Source organism: Streptomyces sp. HNM0645 (assembly GCF_030056615.1).
GTDB classification, from domain to species: Bacteria; Actinomycetota; Actinomycetes; order Streptomycetales; family Streptomycetaceae; genus Streptomyces; species Streptomyces marianii.
In genome coordinates this window covers 78,728-94,986 of record NZ_JASHLT010000027.1, presented here as the reverse complement: position 1 = coordinate 94,986, position 16,259 = coordinate 78,728, and the positions used below count along the sequence as shown (strand labels likewise).

Here is a 16,259-nt window from a genome sequence, read left to right as displayed (position 1 = left end):
ATGCCTCCGCGTTGCTCACACCATGCTGCATGAGCTGAAGGTAGAGGCGCCGTTCCTCGGACAAGGGACGGCGCCCCTGGATGACGGACCGGTCCCGGATCTTGAAGCCCATTGCATCCCCTGAACTGGGGTGTTGCAACGACGCCTAGAACCCAAGCATCCGCCGGGCGGGCCCTTCGCTCGTCCTCGAGCCGGTCACAGCACTAGAGCAGCTTGCGGGCCGCCCTCCTCAGGTCGTACTCATGGATGATCGCTTTCGCATGGCCGTACGCGAGATTGTGTTCGCTCCGGAGCCAGCTGACCTTCTCCTCGAAACGGAACAGGGACGGTCCTTCTTCGACGGTGCGCAGCCAGTCGGCGACTTCACGACCGGTGCAGTGAGGGATGCGGGAGAGCAGGTTGCGATGGGTCTCTTCGGAGAAGACTTGGGACATCGGCGCCTCCGGACGCATTGCGCGTGTGGTCCTTCACGTCACCGTGCCTCAGTGTTCGCGTGTTGGCAACAGTCCCGCACCGGCGCATAGGGTCGCATCGTGCTTGATACGACACCTCTGACGGCGGCCGTGGAGCGGTTCGCCGACCGGCTGCGGGCGGCCCCGCAGAGCCGGCTCCAGCGCGGCGCGGCGGCCGAAGGTCTCGCACTGGCCAGGGAGTTGGCGGAGCGCGCCCAGCGGATCGAGACGCCCGGGCGGCAGCCGCGGATCATGCCCGACGCGGGTGTCTTCGCGGTCGCGGACCAGTTGGTGGTGGCCGGGACGGATTTGGCCGAAGCCGTACGCACGGGAACGGCCCCGCCGGAGGAACTGGACGAGGCCGTGGAACTGGTGGAGGCTGCGGCGCGGCGGGCGCAGCTCTGAGAGCCCGCCGGGAGTCCGGAGCGGGGGGCCGGAGGCCCTGACCGTCCGGGGCTCAGAGCGAGGCGATGACGCGGTCCGCGAGGATGTAGACGTTCTCGCCGCCGCCGCAGCAGAACGTCAGGGCGTACGCACCGGAGACGCCCGAGCCGCCGAGCAGGACCGGCGTCTGCCCGGCGCGCAGCGCCTCCCCGAGCCGCTCCGCGGTCTCGCGGTGCCCGGGGGTCATGCACAGGGTCGTGCCGTCGGCGAACACGTACACGTCCAACGTGCCGAGCGGGCCCGGCCGTACGTCGGTGAGGGCGGTCGCGGTGTCCGCGAGTTCCTCCAGGCGTGCCACGGTGCGCTCGTGGTCGGTCACCACGGGTGTCTGCACGGGTACGAAGTCGGGGTGCGAGGGGTGCCGCCGGCGGGCCGCGGCCAGCTCCGGGGAGTCCTCCGCGAACTCGGCGGGCGGCTCGGCGAGCTCCGCGAGGTCGTCGAGGGCCTCCGCCGCCTCCAGGTCCATGGCCTCCAGCCCGGCGAAGTCCGCCTGCCGGGGGACGTAGAGCGGGCCGTCCTCGCCGAGGTCCGCCAGCCCGCCGAGCATCGACAGCGGCGACTCGCCGACGAAGTGCGGTGCGTCGGCCGCCTCGCGGGCCTCCTGCGCGGCCCAGAAGGCGCGCGCCTCGGCCAGTTCGCGCTCGCGCTCCTCGGCCAGCGCCTCGGCGACGGCGGCGCGTATCTCGGCGGCGGGAGCGGTGCGGGCCTGCGGCACGGAGCCGAAGGGGGCGCTGCCCTGACGGCTCACGGCGGCCAGCTCCGAACGCAGGGCGGTGACCTGCTTGCGCAGCCCGAGAGTGGTGTGCAGGGCAGCGGCGCCCACGGCCGTGGCGGCGGCGGTGGTCAGCAGCAGGGCGAGGGACATGGCGCTCACTGACGTACTCCCGGTTCTGAGGACTCCCCGACTTACTACATCAGCTTGTCGTGAGCCCACACCTGGTGTCAGTGCAATACGTCACGAAAGGGACAGGGCTCTGGGTCGGAAGTTTACCTGCGTGGCGCTTGTGACCTGGGAAAACCCGCACCGGCGGGAGATAGGTCACATCCTGGGGGAGATTAGGTCACGGCTGGGCGACGGCGGGGTTGGGAAAGCGGTTGCCGAGGGACGGGGAGGTGTTTCGCGGCCCCTCCCGGCGCCGTGCCGTGCGCCGCGTGCACGGCACGGGTGCGGCGCCACGGCCCCGGTCGCCGTGCGGGCGGGGCGTCGCACCCGGGCGCGACGCCCCGCGCCGAGCGGCGCTCACGCGCGCTCGCGCCTCAGCTGAGGCGCTCGATGACCATCGCCATGCCCTGGCCGCCGCCCACGCACATCGTCTCCAGGCCGAACTGCTTGTCGTGGAACTGGAGCGAGTTGATCAGCGTGCCGGTGATCCGGGCGCCCGTCATGCCGAAGGGGTGGCCGACCGCGATCGCGCCGCCGTTCACGTTCAGCTTCTCGAGCGGGATGCCCAGGTCCCGGTAGGACGGGATGACCTGTGCCGCGAACGCCTCGTTGATCTCGACCAGGTCGATGTCGTCGATGCTGAGCCCGGCCCGCCGCAGCGCCTGGTTGCTCGCCTCGACCGGTCCGTACCCCATGATCTCGGGGGAGAGGCCGGAGACGCCGGTGGAGACGATCCGGGCCAGCGGGGTCAGGCCCAGCTCCCGTGCCTTGGTGTCGGACATGATCACGAGCGCGGCCGCGCCGTCGTTGAGCGGGCAGCAGTTGCCGGCGGTGACCAGGCCGTCGGGGCGGAAGACCGGCTTCAGGCCCTGAACGCCCTCCACCGTGACACCGGCGCGCGGGCCGTCGTCCTTGCCGACGACCGTGCCGTCCGGCAGCGTCACGGGCGTGATCTCGCGCTCCCAGAAGCCGTTCTTGATTGCTTCCTCGGCGAGGTTCTGGGACCGCACGCCGAACTCGTCCATGTCCTGGCGGGTGACGCCCTTGAGGCGGGCCAGGTTCTCCGCGGTCTGGCCCATCGCGATGTACGCGTCCGGGATCAGGCCGTCCTCGCGCGGGTCGTGCCAGCTCGCGCCCTCGCTGGCGGCGACGGCGGCGGTGCGGGCCTCCGCCTCGGCGAACAGCGGGTTGTGGGTGTCGGGCAGTCCGTCGGAGGTGCCCTTCACCGAGCGGGAGACCATCTCGACGCCGGCCGATATGAAGACGTCGCCCTCGCCGGCCTTGATGGCGTGCAGCGCCATGCGGGAGGTCTGCAGCGAGGACGAGCAGTAGCGGGTGACGGTGCAGCCGGGGAGGTGGTCCATCCCCATCTGCACGGCGACGATCCGGCCCAGGTTGTGCCCCTGCTCGCCGCCGGGCAGGCCGCAGCCGAGCATCAGGTCGTCGATGTCCTTCGGGTCCAGCTCGGGGACCTTGGCCAGTGCGGCCTGGACGATCGTCGCGGTCAGGTCGTCCGGCCGCAGGTCCTTCAGCGAGCCCTTGAAGGCCCGTCCGATGGGGGAGCGGGCGGTAGAGACGATCACGGCTTCGGGCATCACGGCTCCAGTGAGGTGCTTGGGGACGACTGTCTGGAAGTTACCCCTACGTATCGCGCGGGTCACGGTACGGACCGTGTGATGCGGGCCTCTTTTCTAAGCGCTCGCTTACGGGTGGGGCGCTTCGAGGCCGGGCGGGCGCGGCGGCGGCGTCCCCGACCGGTACGGCGCCCGGCCACGGTGACCCGGTCCCGCGTTCCCTGGCAACCCGGTCCCGTCCCTTGGTGACCAGGCCGGGACCCGGATGCGCCCGCGCTCCCGGTCCACGGCGACGACCCGGTCCTGGACCCGGCCGCTCCCGGTTCCGGCTTCGTCCCGGCTTCGTCCCGGCTTCGTTCCGGACCGTGCGCGGGACCGGCGCGGGCCGCGGGGTCACTCCGCTCCCCGCCCCCGCGCCTCCGCGGCCCGGGTCTCCGGGGGTGCGGGCTCGGTCGGGACCGGCAGGCGGCGGCGCCTGCGGTGCTTCAGCAGCGCCCACGGGGCGCGGGCGCCCGTGACCTCGGTGCCGGCCTCGCTCGCCGCCTCCGCCGCGGCCTTGGCGACCGTCAGCATGCCCTCGCGGCGGTCGGCGTCCAGCCTGTCCGTCTCCGGCCACAGGCCGAGCGCCGCGCACAGCGTCGGCAGTACCGCCATCGCCGCCGTGGCGTACCCCTCCGCCGAAGGGTGGTAGTTGTCCGGGCCGAACAGCTCGCGGGGGTTCGCCGCGAACTCAGGGCCCAGCAGGTCGCCCAGCGAGACCGTGCGGCCGCCCTGTTCCACCGCGCCGATCGTCTGCGCTGCCGCGAGCTGCCGGGAGACCCGGCGGGCGAGCCAGCGCAGCGGCTGGTAGACCGGCTCGATGGTGCCGAGATCCGGGCAGGTGCCCACCACCACCTCCGCGCCCGCCGTCCGCAGCCGGCGCACCGCCGCGGACAGGTACCGCACCGACTGCGTCGGGGGCATCCGGTGCGTCACGTCGTTCGCCCCGATCATGATCACGCAGACGTCCGGGGCGCGGGCGGGATCGCGCAGGGCCAGACCCACCTGCCGTTCCAGGTCGTCGGAGCGCGCACCGGGCTGGGCGACGTTCATCAGCTCCACCGGGCGCTCGGCCACGGCCGCGAGTCCCGAGGCAAGCAGTGCCCCCGGGGTCTGCCCCGCCCGGCGCACGCCCTGCCCGGCGGCCGTCGAGTCGCCCAGCAGGGCCAGCCGCAGCGGACCGGAGAGCCCGAAGGCCGTGCCGTAGATGCCGTCCGCGCCGGGGGGGAAGGGTGCCGTGCCGCCCCCCACCGATCTTTTCGCCAGCTGTACCTCGGCCAGCAGAAGAGTCACCGCCGCAGCTCCGAGCAGACCGATCCCGCCGCCGCCGTATGCCGCGCCCGCCGCGATGCGCCGCGCCACCCTCGCCCTCGACACAGTCCCAGCCACCTCCTCGTAGCCGTGCAGTCTCCAGGAGCTAACTGCCCAGTATCGGCCGTAGCCCAATCTCGCGCCGAATGCGCATACGCTGACGGAACCACTACGGAGATCCCGGAGACTTACGGTGCAATTCCACGACTCGATGATCAGTCTGGTTGGCAATACCCCGCTGTTGAAGCTGAACAGCGTGACCGCGGGCATTCAGGCGACGGTCCTCGCCAAGGTCGAGTACTTCAATCCCGGCGGATCGGTGAAGGACCGCATCGCCCTGCGCATGATCGAGGCCGCCGAGCAGAGCGGAGAGCTCAAGCCGGGCGGCACGATCGTTGAGCCGACGAGCGGCAACACCGGCGTCGGGCTTGCCATCGTGGCCCAGCAGAAGGGCTACAAGTGCATCTTCGTCTGCCCGGACAAGGTGTCCACGGACAAGATCAATGTGCTGCGCGCCTACGGTGCCGAGGTCGTCGTCTGCCCCACGGCGGTCGACCCGGAGCACCCGGACTCGTACTACAACGTCTCGGACCGGCTGGTGCGCGAGACGCCGGGCGCCTGGAAGCCGGACCAGTACTCGAACCCGAACAACCCGCGTTCGCACTACGAGACGACCGGTCCCGAGCTCTGGGAACAGACTGAGGGAAGAATCACCCATTTCGTGGCCGGTATCGGCACCGGCGGCACCATCTCCGGCACCGGCAACTACCTGAAGGAGATCAGCGGCGGCAAGGTCCGCGTCGTCGGCGCGGACCCGGAGGGCTCCGTCTACTCCGGCGGCTCCGGCCGGCCGTACCTGGTCGAGGGCGTCGGCGAGGACTTCTGGCCCACCGCCTACGACCCGAACGTCACGGACGAGATCATCGCGGTGTCCGACAAGGACTCGTTCCAGATGACGCGCCGGCTGGCCAAGGAGGAGGGCCTCCTGGTCGGCGGCTCCTGCGGCATGGCCGTCGTCGCCGCGCTGCGCGTGGCAGAGGGCCTCGGCCCGGACGACGTCGTTGTCGTGCTGCTGCCGGACAGCGGCCGCGGCTATCTGTCGAAGATCTTCAACGACGAGTGGATGAACGACTACGGCTTCCTGGAGCAGGCCGGCGACCAGCCGCGGGTCGGCGACGTGCTGAAGCACAAGGAGGGCGCGCTGCCGTCCCTCGTGCACATGCACCCCGAGGAGACGGTCGGCCAGGCCATCGAGGTGCTGCGCGAGTACGGCGTCTCCCAGATGCCGATCGTGAAGCCGGGCGCCGGGCATCCGGACGTCATGGCCGCCGAGGTCATCGGCTCCGTGGTGGAGCGGGAGCTGCTGGACGCGCTCTTCGCGCAGCGCGCCTCGCTGAACGACCCGCTGGAGAAGCACATGAGCGACCCGCTTCCCCAGGTCGGATCCGGTGAGCCGGTCGGCGACCTGATGTCCGTGCTCGGCACCGCCGACGCCGCGATCGTGCTGGTCGAGGGCAAGCCCACCGGTGTCGTGAGCCGCCAGGACCTGCTGTCGTTCCTGGCGCTGTCCGGGAAGTAGGCGGTACGGGACCGGGGTCCCCGTGCGGAGAGGGATGCGCGGGGACCGCCGCACCCCCGTGACCGGGGGGCGGGACGACGGCGGTCCCCGCGAGGGACGCGGTCCGGGTCAGGGCCGGTCTCACGTCCGGGCGTCCATGGAGGTCCGGGAGCCGCTCCGGAGGTCCTTGACGCCGACACCCCCCAATGTGCCGGACACGTGTTAAGCGAGTGCTGCGCCGACGTGTCGCGCCCGTACCACTTGCGCGAAGCTCCGTTCGCGGCACGCCCGGTGGAGTCGTCGGCCGGGCACGGCACGCCCGGTGCCCTCCGGGGCGGCTGAGGGAGGCGGCGGCGCGGCTTGCCCGTTCTGTATATGGTCATGCAGAGTTTAAGAACACTGAATAGCCGGTGGGTCGTAGTTCTCGGTGATCTTCGTGTCCGTTCCGCCTCCCCGCACCGCGCTCTCGCGGTACTGTCCGGCGTCCGGGAGCGGGCCGGTCCCTCCGGCACGCCGGGCGAGACGAACTGGGGGACGGGACGGCATGAACGACACCAGCCCTGCCGCACGGCTGCAGCAGCTCTTCGAGGGCCACCGCCTCACCCCCACCCAGCGCCGCATCGCCCACTGCATGGTGCGCAGGGCGGCCGACGTGCCGTTCCTGTCCAGCGTCGAGCTGGCCGAGCTCGCCGGAGTCAGCCAGCCGTCCGTCACCCGCTTCGCCGTCGCGCTCGGCTTCGACGGCTATCCCGCGCTGCGCAGGCATCTGCGCGAGGTGGCACCGGCCGAACCGGCTGAGGAGCAGCAGGAGTTCACCGAGTACCAGCAGGCCGTCCACGCCGAGATCGAGAACCTGCGCCATCTCGCCGAACTGCTCGCCGACCCGGGCCCCGTGCAGCGGGCGGCCCGGCTGCTCGCCGCCTCCCGTCCGCTGCCGGTCCTCGGGCTGCGCGCTGCCTCCTCGCAGGCCCGCGGCTTCTCGTACTTCGCGGCCAAGGTCCACCCGGACGTCCGGCTGCTCGACGAGGGCGGCTCGATGCTGGCCGACCGGGTCGACGCGGCACGGCGGGCCGGCGCGACCGCGCTGCTCTGCTTCGCCCTGCCCCGCCACCCCAGGGAGGTGGTGGAGGCGCTCGCGTACGCGCGGGGGGCAGGCCTGACCGTCGTCACGGTCGCGGACTCGGCGTTCGCGCCCGTCGCCGCCCACAGCGATGTGCTGATCCCGGCCGCCGTCGGCACCGGCCTGGCCTTCGACACGGCATGCGCGCCGATGCTGCTGGGCCGGGTGCTGCTGGAGGCGATGTGCGACGACCTGCCGGACGCGCAGGCGCGGCTGGAGGAGTTCGACGTCCGGGCCGCGGAGCGCGGACTCTTCGCCGACTGACCGGACGGGACACGTCGGCGGCGCGGCGGCCCTGGGGCCGGTGACCGAGTGGCTGACCGGACCCCTTCACCTGCTCGGTGCGTCACCGACCGGCTGACCGACCGACCGCCTGAATACCTGACCGACTGCCTGCCTGAATGCCTGAATGCCTGAATGCCTGACCGGCTGACCGACCGGCCCGGCTGCCGCGCCGCCCGTTCGGCGTGGGGCCGGGGCGTCCCCGGCCCCTCCTTCTCAGGTGTTCCTCAGAAATTCCGGCTAACCTCCCCGCCCTGAACGGCAGGACGGACGAAGGGAGCGGCGGCGTGGGGCGCGGCGGAGGTCACGCACTGGCGCGTGTGGCGGTGGTGGTACGGGCCGGGGCGGCCCCGATGGTGTGGCTCGGCGTGCTCGCGGCGGCCGTCGGGCTGGTGCCGGAGGGCCTCACCGGGCGGGTGATCGGACTGTGCGGGGGTGCCGCGGCGTTCCTGGTCGCGGCGGCCGTCGTGGCGTCCGTGCGCACGGGCCGCTACCGGGAGCTGGAGCGGGATGCCACCCGGGCCGCCCGGGGCGACATCCTCCAGGACCGGGCAGTGACCGTCCGCAACTGGCGCCGCACGCACCGCTGGTGGCTGCTCGTGGCGTTCGCCGCAGCGACGGCCAGTGCCTTCGCCGTACCGGCGGCGGGCGGGCTGCTGCTGGCGGGCGCCGGTACCGGGCTGTGGCTCAAGGCACGCGCCCTGGGGCGGCGGGAGACCGCGGCCGAGAAGCTGCTGTGGGTGCGCGCCGACTGGGTCGACGGCGGCCGGCCCGCCGGGGCGGGGGTGAGGGGCTACCGCACCACCGGCCCCGCCGCCGGGGACGCCGCCCCGGGCGGGGCTCGGCGCCGCTGAACGGTCGGCGGGGCACCGGTGGGGCGTCAGACCTCCAGCTCGGCCTCGATCTTGCGCAGCTGGTGGCGGGCCATCGCCAGGTTGGCACGCTGGTTGTCCAGAGCCAGGTACAGGAACAGCCCGTTGCCGCCGCGCGCCTTGAGCAGCCGGATCAGGTGGTACTGCCCGCCCAGGGTGATGAGGATGTCCTCGATCTCGTCCTGGAGGCCCAGCATCTCCATCGCGCGCAGCTTTGCCCGCACCACGTCGGTGTTGCCCGCGGCCGCGACGTTCAGGTCGAGGTGCTTGCCGCCGCCGAGGGTACCCAGGGCCATGCCGCTGGTGTAGTCGACGAGGGCGACGCCGACCGCACCCTCGATCACGGTCATCGCTTCCTTGAGGGTCGTCTCGGTGTTCGCCATGGTGGTGCCTCTCCTTGTTGGGGAACTGTTCGGTTCGAGTGGTGTGTTCGTGTGTCGGGCTGTCGGGCTGTCGGGCTGTCCGCGGCTCCGGGTGCCGGAGTGCGGGAGGCGGCGGCCGCCCTACGGGGCGGTGACCTCCGACGGGGAGGCCCGGCCCTTGCCGCCGGTTGGTTCAGGGGCGTTCGAGTGCTCCGTCCACGAGTTCGCCGATGCGCGCCCCCGCCCTGCGGGCCTCCAGATGCAACCGGCCGACGTTGACCCGGGGTTCGGCGGTCACGGTGAGCACGGCGGCCGTGCCCGCCGCGTACGTGGCGACATAACCGCTCTCGCCTCGGACGAGCAGTTCACGGAAGCGGCCCTGGCCGGTCGCCTCGGTGAGCCGCACGGCGACGCCGAGTGCCGCGGCGGTCAGCGCGGCGATCGTCTCCGCCTCCGCGTCCGGTGTGTCCCTGGCCAGCACGAGGCCGTCCACGCTGGCCGCGAGGGCGCCGGTGAGCTGCGGTAACCGGGTCCTCAACCGATGCAGTTCGTCGAGGACTCCGGTGCTCGCCGTCATCAGCTGTCTCCTCTCGGCGCGCTGCCTCATCGCGCGCATCACAGCGTTGCCTCCAGGGCGTCACGGAGCCGGCGGAGCAGGGCGATGTCCGGATCCGCGGACACCTCCATCACGCGCGCGACATCGAGTGGCGGGTCGGGCGCCATGGCGCTCGGGCGAGGGGTTTCGACAAGCCCGGCCGCGGCCAGCCGGCGTACGTCGACGAGGGTGTGGAACGCGGGGCGGCCGAGGGCCCGGGCGATGTCGGCGGGGGTGCGCACCCCGTCGGCCAGGTCGAGGACGGCGCGTTGCCGGGGGGCGGCCCGCACCGGGGCGGGCCGGGGGGAGGGCACCACGGGTGCGGTGTCCGTCTCCGGATGCGCCCAGAGACGGTCCAGCAGGGCCCGGCGCCGCAGGGTCTCGCGCTCGACCACCTCGGCTGCCACGGGCCGTACCGGGCCTATCCAGTGGGCCACGCCGTAGCGGAAGCGGGTCGGACCGCTGCTCGGTGCGAGGGCGAAGTACGCCGCGTCGAAGAGCGCACCGAGATGGCATATCTCCAGCTCGCCGCCGGACACCAGACCGCTGTCGACGAGGTACCGGCCCACTGCGCCGTTCGCCCCGGCCTCGCGGAGGGCCTCCGTCCAGCCCTCGGCGCGCAGCCGTCCGGTCGCGGCGAGCAGGACGTCGATTCCCGGAGCGGTGGGGCTCTCGGCGTGGACGACGCGGCCCTCGACGAGGTACAGCGTGCCCCGGTCCCGTAAGAGGGCGCCGGTGGCCCGTTCGGAGGCGAGCCGCAGCAGCATCGGTGAGACGGTCACTCCAGCACCAGCCGCTCGGTCAGGTCGCGCATTCTGAGCCGAGCGAGGGCGAGGTTCCCGTCCGCGCGGTCGAGCCAGAGATGGAGCAGGACGCTGCTGTCGAAGCTCGTCTCGACGAAGCGCAGAACGTGATAACACGTACGGGTGGTGACGACGACGTCCTCCACCGGGGGGTTCTTGCCGTGTTTCGCGTCCTGGGGGCCTTCTGCGGCCCCCACGGGAGTGAAGGTGGGATGCTCCGCCGCCATGCGCGCCAGCTCCGCGGTCTCGGCCGCCGCCGTCTCGTGGTCGTTCCCGGCCGCGTCCCCGACCGTGCCGAGGGCGAGTCCGCTGGTCCAGTCGACGAGGGCGGCGCCGCGCACTCCGGGTAGCCGCATGGCGTGGAGAAGACACTCGTCGATCCCGGGCACGCGAAAATCCCCCTCCAGCACGTGTGCGTACGGCTCGGACGTACGCCCGTAGCCGTAAGGTTACGCACCGCAGTGGCAGCAGGTGGAAGTTCTGGCATTTTCCATCGGAACATGCGTCCGGTCCGCTAAGGTCCGCCCGCCCGACGCGGGCCCGGGTCGGCCCTGACCGGACGCCCCGCCGTCGGGCCGGGTCGTGCCAGGACACCACGGGCCCTCGCCGAGCCCGGGGGCGCGGGGCCCGCCGGCCGTGTCACGGGCCCGCGGAGCCATGGGCCCTGGGCGCCGCGGAGCGCCGGGCGCGTGCGGTCCGGTCCCGGCGGGTTCCGGCCGGGCCCTCAGTCAGTGGAGCCCCACGCCGCCGTCTCCTCGTGCCGCAGCCTCATCCACAGCTTGTTCACGACCCACAGCACGATGCCGACGGCGATCAGCACCCCGGCCCGGACGTACACGTCCGCACCGCGCTCCGAGAGCGGGCTGGCCAGGACGACCGAGGTGATCGCCCCCAGCACCGGAAGGACCGTCGGGGTACGGAAGTGGGCGTGCTCGACGCGGTCCTTGCGCAGCACCAGCACCGCCACGTTGACCACCGCGAAGACGCACAGCAGCAGGAACGCGGTGGTGTCGCCGAGTCCTTCGATCTCACCGGTCGAGACGAGGCCGATGGCGAGCAGGGTGACGAAGACGATGCCGGTGATGGGGGTGCGGCGGTGGGGGAGCACCCGGGCCATACCGCGCGGCAGCACCTTCTCGTTGGCGAGGCCGTAGCAGAGCCGCGAGGCCATCATGATGTTGATCAGCGCGGAGTTGGTGACCGCGAAGAGCGCGATGGCCGCGAACAGCTTCGGCGGGAAGTCGACGCCGCCGGCCTTCACGACCTCCAGCAGCGGGCCGTCGGACTCCGCGAGCACCCGGTAGTCCACGAGCAGCGACGACACCAGCGCCACGAGGACGTAGATCGTGCCGGTCACGCCGACACCGATGAAGATGGCGCGGGGGAACGTACGGATCGGGTCCTTCGTCTCCTCCGCCATGTTGACGGAGTCCTCGAAACCGACGAAGGCGAAGAATCCCAGGGCCGTGGCACCGAGCACGCTCGTCAGCAGGGCGTAGCCGGTGCCGCTCGAGTGGAACTCGCCCAGCCGGGACGGCTCCCCTGAGCCGCTCAGCACGGCCCACGCACCGATCGCCAGGACCACGGCCAGACCGGACAGCTCGACCAGCGTCAGCACCATGTTCGTCTTCACCGACTCCGCGACACCCCGCAGGGCGATCGCGGCGAGGCCGAGGATGAAGGCGATCGCGATCACGGTCGGCGGGATCGCGTCGGTGAACTCCTGGAAGTAGTCACCGCTGAACGCGCGGGCGGCCGCACTCGCCGACGACAGTCCCGAGCACATGACCATGAAGGCGATGATGAAGGTCAGGAAGGGGAGCCGGAACGCCTTCTGGGTGTAGAGCGCGGCCCCCGCCGCCTTCGGGTACTTGCCCACGAGTTCGACGTACGACGCCGCCGTCAGCAGGGCCACGACGAAGCCGATCAGGAACGGCAGCCACAGCGCCCCGCCGATCTTCCCCGCGACCTTCCCGGTCGTGGCGTAGATGCCGGTGCCGAGGATGTCGCCGATGACGAAGAGGACCATCAGCTTCGGACCGATGGCGCGTTTCAGCGCCCCCTCGTGCTCCTGCGGTCCCGTGGACGTGGATGTGGCCATGGATCCTCTCCCGTTGCCGGCTGGGAAAGTCTCTGCCCGACCACGGGTCCTTGACGCCTGCGGCACGCCGGGCCGTTGGGCTGTCCGGGGTCCGGGGGCCGGTGCGGGCTTCCGGCCGGGGCGGAGCCGCCGCACCCGGCGTCAGTCGCGGCGCGCCTCCACCGCGGTCGCGACGTCGGCGAGGTCCTTCGCGACGGCCTTGGCCACGGCCCGCTCGCCCAGCGGGCCGAGCACCTTGGCGAGCAGCCCCGCGACGCCTCCGGGTGTGCTGCCGGAGAACGTCATCCGGACCGTCGTCGTCTCCGGGCCGTCGGGGCGCAGCGCGAACTCCGACACGTAGTGCGTGCCGTGGCTGTCGGCCTCGACGACGAACCGCTCGGTCGGCTCACTGGCCGTCACCCGCATCTCCTCGGTGGCCGCCTTGCCGAACATCCGCCGGGTCTCGCGCCAGCGGGTGCCGACACCGAAGGGGCCCTCCGTGAGCTTCTCGATGCGCTCCACGCCGCTGAGCACCCGCTGGGAGCCCTCGACGTCGGTCAGCGCGGCCCAGACGCGGTCCACGGGCGCGGCGATCCGCCGCTCGACCACGACACTTCTGCTTGTCATGGCTTCATGGAACCACCGGGGTGCGACAGTCGCCCGCTACAGCAGTGCGTCCGGCCGGTCCCCGCCCGACTCGGCCACTATCTCCCGGACCGTCTGCGGCGCCCGTACGGTCGAGAAGCGGACCCCGCCCGGATCCGCGTGGAAGCCGTGGACGGCCGGCCGGGCGAGGCTGTTGTAGGCGTAGTGGCTGCTGAAGTAGTACGCCCCGGTGTCCAGCGCGGCGACCACGTCACCCGGCTCCAGCAGGGGCAGCTCCCGCGCCTCCGCCAGCAGGTCGCCCGCGAAGCAGGCCGGCCCCGCGACGTCCTGGACCACGGCGTCACCCGCCTTCGGCGCGCCCTTCGCGTCGTAGGCGGCGATCCGCAGCGGCCATGAGGCCGGGTCGTACACGGTGCGGGTGGCGACCTGGACACCCGCGTGTGTGACGGCGATGGGTCGGGCGCCGGTGGTCTTGGTGTACTCGACACGGGTGAGGACCGTGCCGTGCTTGGCGAGCAGCGACCGGCCGAACTCGGTGACCAGCCCGTAGCGGCCGTCGAACAGTCCGGGGACCGCGTTCCGCAGCGCTCGGGCGTAGTCGGAGAAGGTCGGAGTCTCCTCGTCGGAGGCGAAGTTGACCGGCAGCCCGCCGCCGATGTCGACGGTGTCGATCTGCTGCCGGCCGGCGGCCGCGTTGATCTCCTCGGCCAGCTCGTACACGACCCGGACCCCCTGGGTCATGAGCTCCAGGCCCAGCCCCTGCGAACCCGAGTGGGTGTGCAGGCGCGTGAGCCAGGGCCGGTCGAGGTACGCGCGCACGACGCGCTCGCGGGTGCCCTCGTCGCGCAGGGCGACGCCGAACTTCGAGGTCGCGGTGGCCGTGGACAGCGCCCCGATCGCACCGGCGCCGATCTGCGCGTTGACGCGAAGCCCGAGCTGCGAACCCCGGGAGCCGGACCCGAAACCGGAGCCGGAGCGGATCAGGTCGTCGATGCGGTCGAGTTCCTGGAGGTTGTCGGCGTTGACGGCGATCCCGAGGCCGAGCGCCTCGGTCAGCTCGGCCCGGGTCTTGGCCGGCGAGTCCAGCACGATCCGCTCCGGCCGTACCCCGGCGGCGAGGGCCAGCGCGAGTTCGCCCGGGCTCGCGACCTCCGCCCCGACGCCCTCGGAGTCCAGCAGTCGCAGCACCGGCACCAGCGGTGCGGCCTTCACGGCGAAGGCGTGGAGGACGGGGGCGTCGGTGATCTCCTCGAAGGCGGCCCGCAGCGCGGCGGCCGAGGCCCGCACGCCGGCGATGTCGAGAAGCCCGGCGACGGGGGCGGTCTCCGTGAGCAGGCCCTGTTCCACGGCTGCTCGTACGGCCTGGTCACGACGGTCTGAAGCCTGGTGAGCCATGGTCTCCAGTCAATCATCCGTGCCGGGGCCGAGCCCACCCGTACCGGGGGACCGTGCCCGGCTCCCCGCGGCCCCCGGGCGGTGCGCCCCGCCCCTCCTGTTCCCGCCCTCTTCGCGAGGCCCTGTTGACTGGATTTATTCAGGGCGCCAGGATGTGAATAGTCGAATCAACGCCGCGAGGAGGCATCGGCATGTCTGGACCCCGCCCCGTACGGGCACCGCGTGGTACGGAACTGAGCGCCCTTGGGTGGCAGCAGGAAGCCGCGCTGCGCATGCTCCAGAACAACCTCGACCCGGAGGTCGCCGAGCACCCCGACAAACTCGTCGTCTACGGCGGCACCGGCAAGGCCGCCCGCGACTGGCGCTCCTTCGACGCGATGGTCCGCACGCTGAGGACGCTGAAGCAGGACGAGACGATGCTCGTCCAGTCCGGGCGCCCGGTCGGCGTGATGCAGACCCACGAGTGGGCGCCCCGCGTGCTGATCGCCAACTCCAACCTCGTCGGCGACTGGGCGAACTGGGAGGAGTTCCGGCGCCTGGAGGCTCTCGGCCTCACCATGTACGGCCAGATGACCGCCGGCTCCTGGATCTACATCGGTACCCAGGGCATCCTCCAGGGCACGTACGAGACCTTCGCGGCCGTGGCGGCCAAGAAGTTCGGCGGCACGCTGGCCGGCACGATCACGCTGACCGCCGGACTCGGCGGCATGGGCGGCGCCCAGCCGCTCGCCGTCACCATGAACGACGGCGTCGCCATCTGCGTCGACTGCGACCCGCGCGCGATCGAGCGCCGTATCGAGCACCGCTACCTCGACGTGAAGGCCGACAGCCCGGAGCACGCGCTCCGGCTGGCCGCCGAGGCCCGTGACGCCCGCCGCCCGCTCTCCATCGGCGTGCTCGGCAACGCGGCCGAGCTGGTGCCGCAGCTGCTCGCGATGGGCGCGCCGATCGACATCGTCACCGACCAGACCTCCGCGCACGACCCGCTCGCCTACCTGCCGGTGGGCGTCGACTTCGACGACATGGCCTCGTACGCGGCGAAGGACCCGGCCGGGTTCACCACCCGCGCCCGCGAGTCCATGGCCCGGCACGTCGAGGCCATGGTCGGCTTCATGGACGCGGGCGCCGAGGTCTTCGACTACGGCAACTCGATCCGGGGCGAGGCACAACTGGCGGGCTACGAGCGGGCGTTCGCGTTCCCCGGCTTCGTCCCCGCCTACATCCGGCCCCTCTTCTGCGAGGGCAAGGGCCCGTTCCGCTGGGCCGCGCTCTCCGGCGACCCCGCCGACATCGCCAGGACCGACAGGGCGATCCTCGACCTCTTCCCGGAGAACGAGTCGCTGGCCCGCTGGATCAGGATGGCCGGCGAGCGCGTCCACTTCCAGGGCCTTCCGGCCCGTATCTGCTGGCTCGGCTACGGCGAGCGGGACCGCGCCGGCGAGCGGTTCAACGACATGGTCGCAAGCGGCGAGCTCCGGGCTCCGCTGGCCATCGGCCGCGACCACCTCGACTGCGGCTCCGTCGCCTCCCCGTACCGCGAGACCGAGGCGATGCTCGACGGCTCGGACGCCATCGCCGACTGGCCGCTGCTGAACGCCATGGTGAACGTGGCCTCCGGCGCCTCCTGGGTGTCGGTCCACCACGGCGGCGGCGTCGGCATGGGCCGTTCCATCCACGCCGGCCAGGTCACCGTCGCGGACGGCACCGGGCTCGCCGGCGAGAAGATCCGCCGTGTGCTGACGAACGACCCCGGGATGGGCGTCATCCGGCACGTCGACGCGGGTTACGACATCGCCGAGTCCGTCTCCGAGGCGAAGGGCGTCCGCGTCCCGATGCGGGAGGGTGACGCCCGATGACCGTGCACGACCGGCAGCCGGACGGCC

General features: G+C 72.2%; 16 protein-coding genes. 5 read left to right on the top strand and 11 right to left on the bottom strand.

The genetic code is table 11. The features are described 5' to 3' along the window. Positions 1-203: 203 nt before the first annotated feature. On the bottom strand, positions 204-434 hold the full coding sequence (locus tag QMZ92_RS20385; RefSeq protein ID WP_093656142.1) for a DUF4287 domain-containing protein: 231 nt from the start codon (positions 432-434) through the stop codon (positions 204-206). 99 nt (positions 435-533) lie between these two features. On the opposite strand from QMZ92_RS20385, the gene QMZ92_RS20380 reads away from it, so the two are divergent. After that, positions 534-857: a hypothetical protein gene (locus QMZ92_RS20380; RefSeq protein WP_283298803.1), complete on the top strand. Its 324-nt coding sequence runs from the start codon at positions 534-536 to the stop codon at positions 855-857. Between the two features lie 52 nt (positions 858-909). On the opposite strand, the gene QMZ92_RS20375 is transcribed toward QMZ92_RS20380, so the two are convergent. The 3 genes from QMZ92_RS20375 to QMZ92_RS20365 all read right to left on the bottom strand — a co-directional run bounded on the left by QMZ92_RS20375 (position 910) and on the right by QMZ92_RS20365 (position 4,754). After that, entirely contained in the window at positions 910-1,761 is an 852-nt protein-coding gene (locus QMZ92_RS20375) for a hypothetical protein (protein WP_283298814.1), read from the bottom strand. Positions 1,762-2,153: 392 nt separating this feature from the next. Beyond that, positions 2,154-3,374, bottom strand: a complete 1,221-nt coding sequence (locus QMZ92_RS20370) for an acetyl-CoA C-acetyltransferase (protein WP_283298802.1) — start codon at positions 3,372-3,374, stop codon at positions 2,154-2,156. A gap of 372 nt (positions 3,375-3,746) precedes the next feature. Then, positions 3,747-4,754 (bottom strand): SGNH/GDSL hydrolase family protein, encoded by a 1,008-nt coding sequence (locus QMZ92_RS20365; protein ID WP_283298813.1) that lies wholly within the window; start codon positions 4,752-4,754, stop codon positions 3,747-3,749. 142 nt (positions 4,755-4,896) lie between these two features. Here QMZ92_RS20365 and QMZ92_RS20360 point away from each other — a divergent pair, with 142 nt between their 5' ends. The 3 genes from QMZ92_RS20360 (at position 4,897) to QMZ92_RS20350 (ending at position 8,517) form a co-directional block, all read left to right on the top strand. Then, positions 4,897-6,282: a cystathionine beta-synthase gene (locus tag QMZ92_RS20360; RefSeq protein WP_283298801.1), complete on the top strand. Its 1,386-nt coding sequence runs from the start codon at positions 4,897-4,899 to the stop codon at positions 6,280-6,282. A gap of 523 nt (positions 6,283-6,805) precedes the next feature. Next, on the top strand, positions 6,806-7,645 hold the full coding sequence (locus QMZ92_RS20355; protein WP_283298800.1) for a MurR/RpiR family transcriptional regulator: 840 nt from the start codon (positions 6,806-6,808) through the stop codon (positions 7,643-7,645). A 338-nt stretch (positions 7,646-7,983) separates the two neighbouring features. Further along, positions 7,984-8,517, top strand: coding sequence for a hypothetical protein (locus tag QMZ92_RS20350; RefSeq protein WP_283298812.1), 534 nt, complete (start codon positions 7,984-7,986; stop codon positions 8,515-8,517). 26 nt (positions 8,518-8,543) lie between these two features. Here the strand turns inward: QMZ92_RS20350 and QMZ92_RS20345 are convergent, their stop codons facing one another. The 7 genes from QMZ92_RS20345 to QMZ92_RS20315 all read right to left on the bottom strand — a co-directional run bounded on the left by QMZ92_RS20345 (position 8,544) and on the right by QMZ92_RS20315 (position 14,376). Further along, positions 8,544-8,918 carry a hypothetical protein gene (locus tag QMZ92_RS20345; protein WP_138054836.1) on the bottom strand — a complete coding sequence of 125 codons (375 nt, stop codon included), beginning with the start codon at positions 8,916-8,918 and terminating at the stop codon, positions 8,544-8,546. Between the two features lie 172 nt (positions 8,919-9,090). Beyond that, entirely contained in the window at positions 9,091-9,474 is a 384-nt protein-coding gene (locus QMZ92_RS20340) for a roadblock/LC7 domain-containing protein (protein ID WP_283298799.1), read from the bottom strand. A gap of 38 nt (positions 9,475-9,512) precedes the next feature. Further along, a complete protein-coding gene (locus QMZ92_RS20335; protein WP_283298811.1) occupies positions 9,513-10,259 on the bottom strand; it encodes a transcriptional regulator in 747 nt (248 codons plus the stop codon). Between the two features lie 11 nt (positions 10,260-10,270). Next, positions 10,271-10,684 (bottom strand): hypothetical protein, encoded by a 414-nt coding sequence (locus QMZ92_RS20330; RefSeq protein WP_283298798.1) that lies wholly within the window; start codon positions 10,682-10,684, stop codon positions 10,271-10,273. 335 nt (positions 10,685-11,019) lie between these two features. Further along, positions 11,020-12,396, bottom strand: a complete 1,377-nt coding sequence (locus tag QMZ92_RS20325) for an APC family permease (protein ID WP_283298796.1) — start codon at positions 12,394-12,396, stop codon at positions 11,020-11,022. A gap of 141 nt (positions 12,397-12,537) precedes the next feature. Further along, positions 12,538-13,002, bottom strand: a complete 465-nt coding sequence (locus tag QMZ92_RS20320) for an SRPBCC family protein (protein WP_283298795.1) — start codon at positions 13,000-13,002, stop codon at positions 12,538-12,540. 36 nt (positions 13,003-13,038) lie between these two features. Further along, positions 13,039-14,376, bottom strand: coding sequence for a type III PLP-dependent enzyme domain-containing protein (locus QMZ92_RS20315; protein ID WP_283298794.1), 1,338 nt, complete (start codon positions 14,374-14,376; stop codon positions 13,039-13,041). A gap of 191 nt (positions 14,377-14,567) precedes the next feature. On the opposite strand from QMZ92_RS20315, the gene hutU reads away from it, so the two are divergent. After that, the gene (gene hutU, locus QMZ92_RS20310; RefSeq protein WP_283298793.1) at positions 14,568-16,232 is read left to right on the top strand and encodes a urocanate hydratase; all 1,665 of its coding nucleotides are present in this window, start codon (positions 14,568-14,570) and stop codon (positions 16,230-16,232) included. Positions 16,233-16,259 lie beyond the last annotated feature (27 nt).

Coding starts and splice junctions, on each gene's coding strand:
- QMZ92_RS20385 (WP_093656142.1), bottom strand. CDS start 434: ATGTCCCAAGTCTTCTCCGAAGAGACCCATCGCAACCTGCTCTCCCGC.
- QMZ92_RS20375 (WP_283298814.1), bottom strand. CDS start 1,761: ATGTCCCTCGCCCTGCTGCTGACCACCGCCGCCGCCACGGCCGTGGGC.
- QMZ92_RS20370 (WP_283298802.1), bottom strand. CDS start 3,374: ATGCCCGAAGCCGTGATCGTCTCTACCGCCCGCTCCCCCATCGGACGG.
- QMZ92_RS20355 (WP_283298800.1), top strand. CDS start 6,806: ATGAACGACACCAGCCCTGCCGCACGGCTGCAGCAGCTCTTCGAGGGC.
- QMZ92_RS20345 (WP_138054836.1), bottom strand. CDS start 8,918: ATGGCGAACACCGAGACGACCCTCAAGGAAGCGATGACCGTGATCGAG.
- QMZ92_RS20340 (WP_283298799.1), bottom strand. CDS start 9,474: ATGACGGCGAGCACCGGAGTCCTCGACGAACTGCATCGGTTGAGGACC.
- QMZ92_RS20335 (WP_283298811.1), bottom strand. CDS start 10,259: ATGCTGCTGCGGCTCGCCTCCGAACGGGCCACCGGCGCCCTCTTACGG.
- QMZ92_RS20325 (WP_283298796.1), bottom strand. CDS start 12,396: ATGGCCACATCCACGTCCACGGGACCGCAGGAGCACGAGGGGGCGCTG.
- QMZ92_RS20320 (WP_283298795.1), bottom strand. CDS start 13,002: ATGACAAGCAGAAGTGTCGTGGTCGAGCGGCGGATCGCCGCGCCCGTG.
- QMZ92_RS20315 (WP_283298794.1), bottom strand. CDS start 14,376: ATGGCTCACCAGGCTTCAGACCGTCGTGACCAGGCCGTACGAGCAGCC.
- hutU (WP_283298793.1), top strand. CDS start 14,568: ATGTCTGGACCCCGCCCCGTACGGGCACCGCGTGGTACGGAACTGAGC.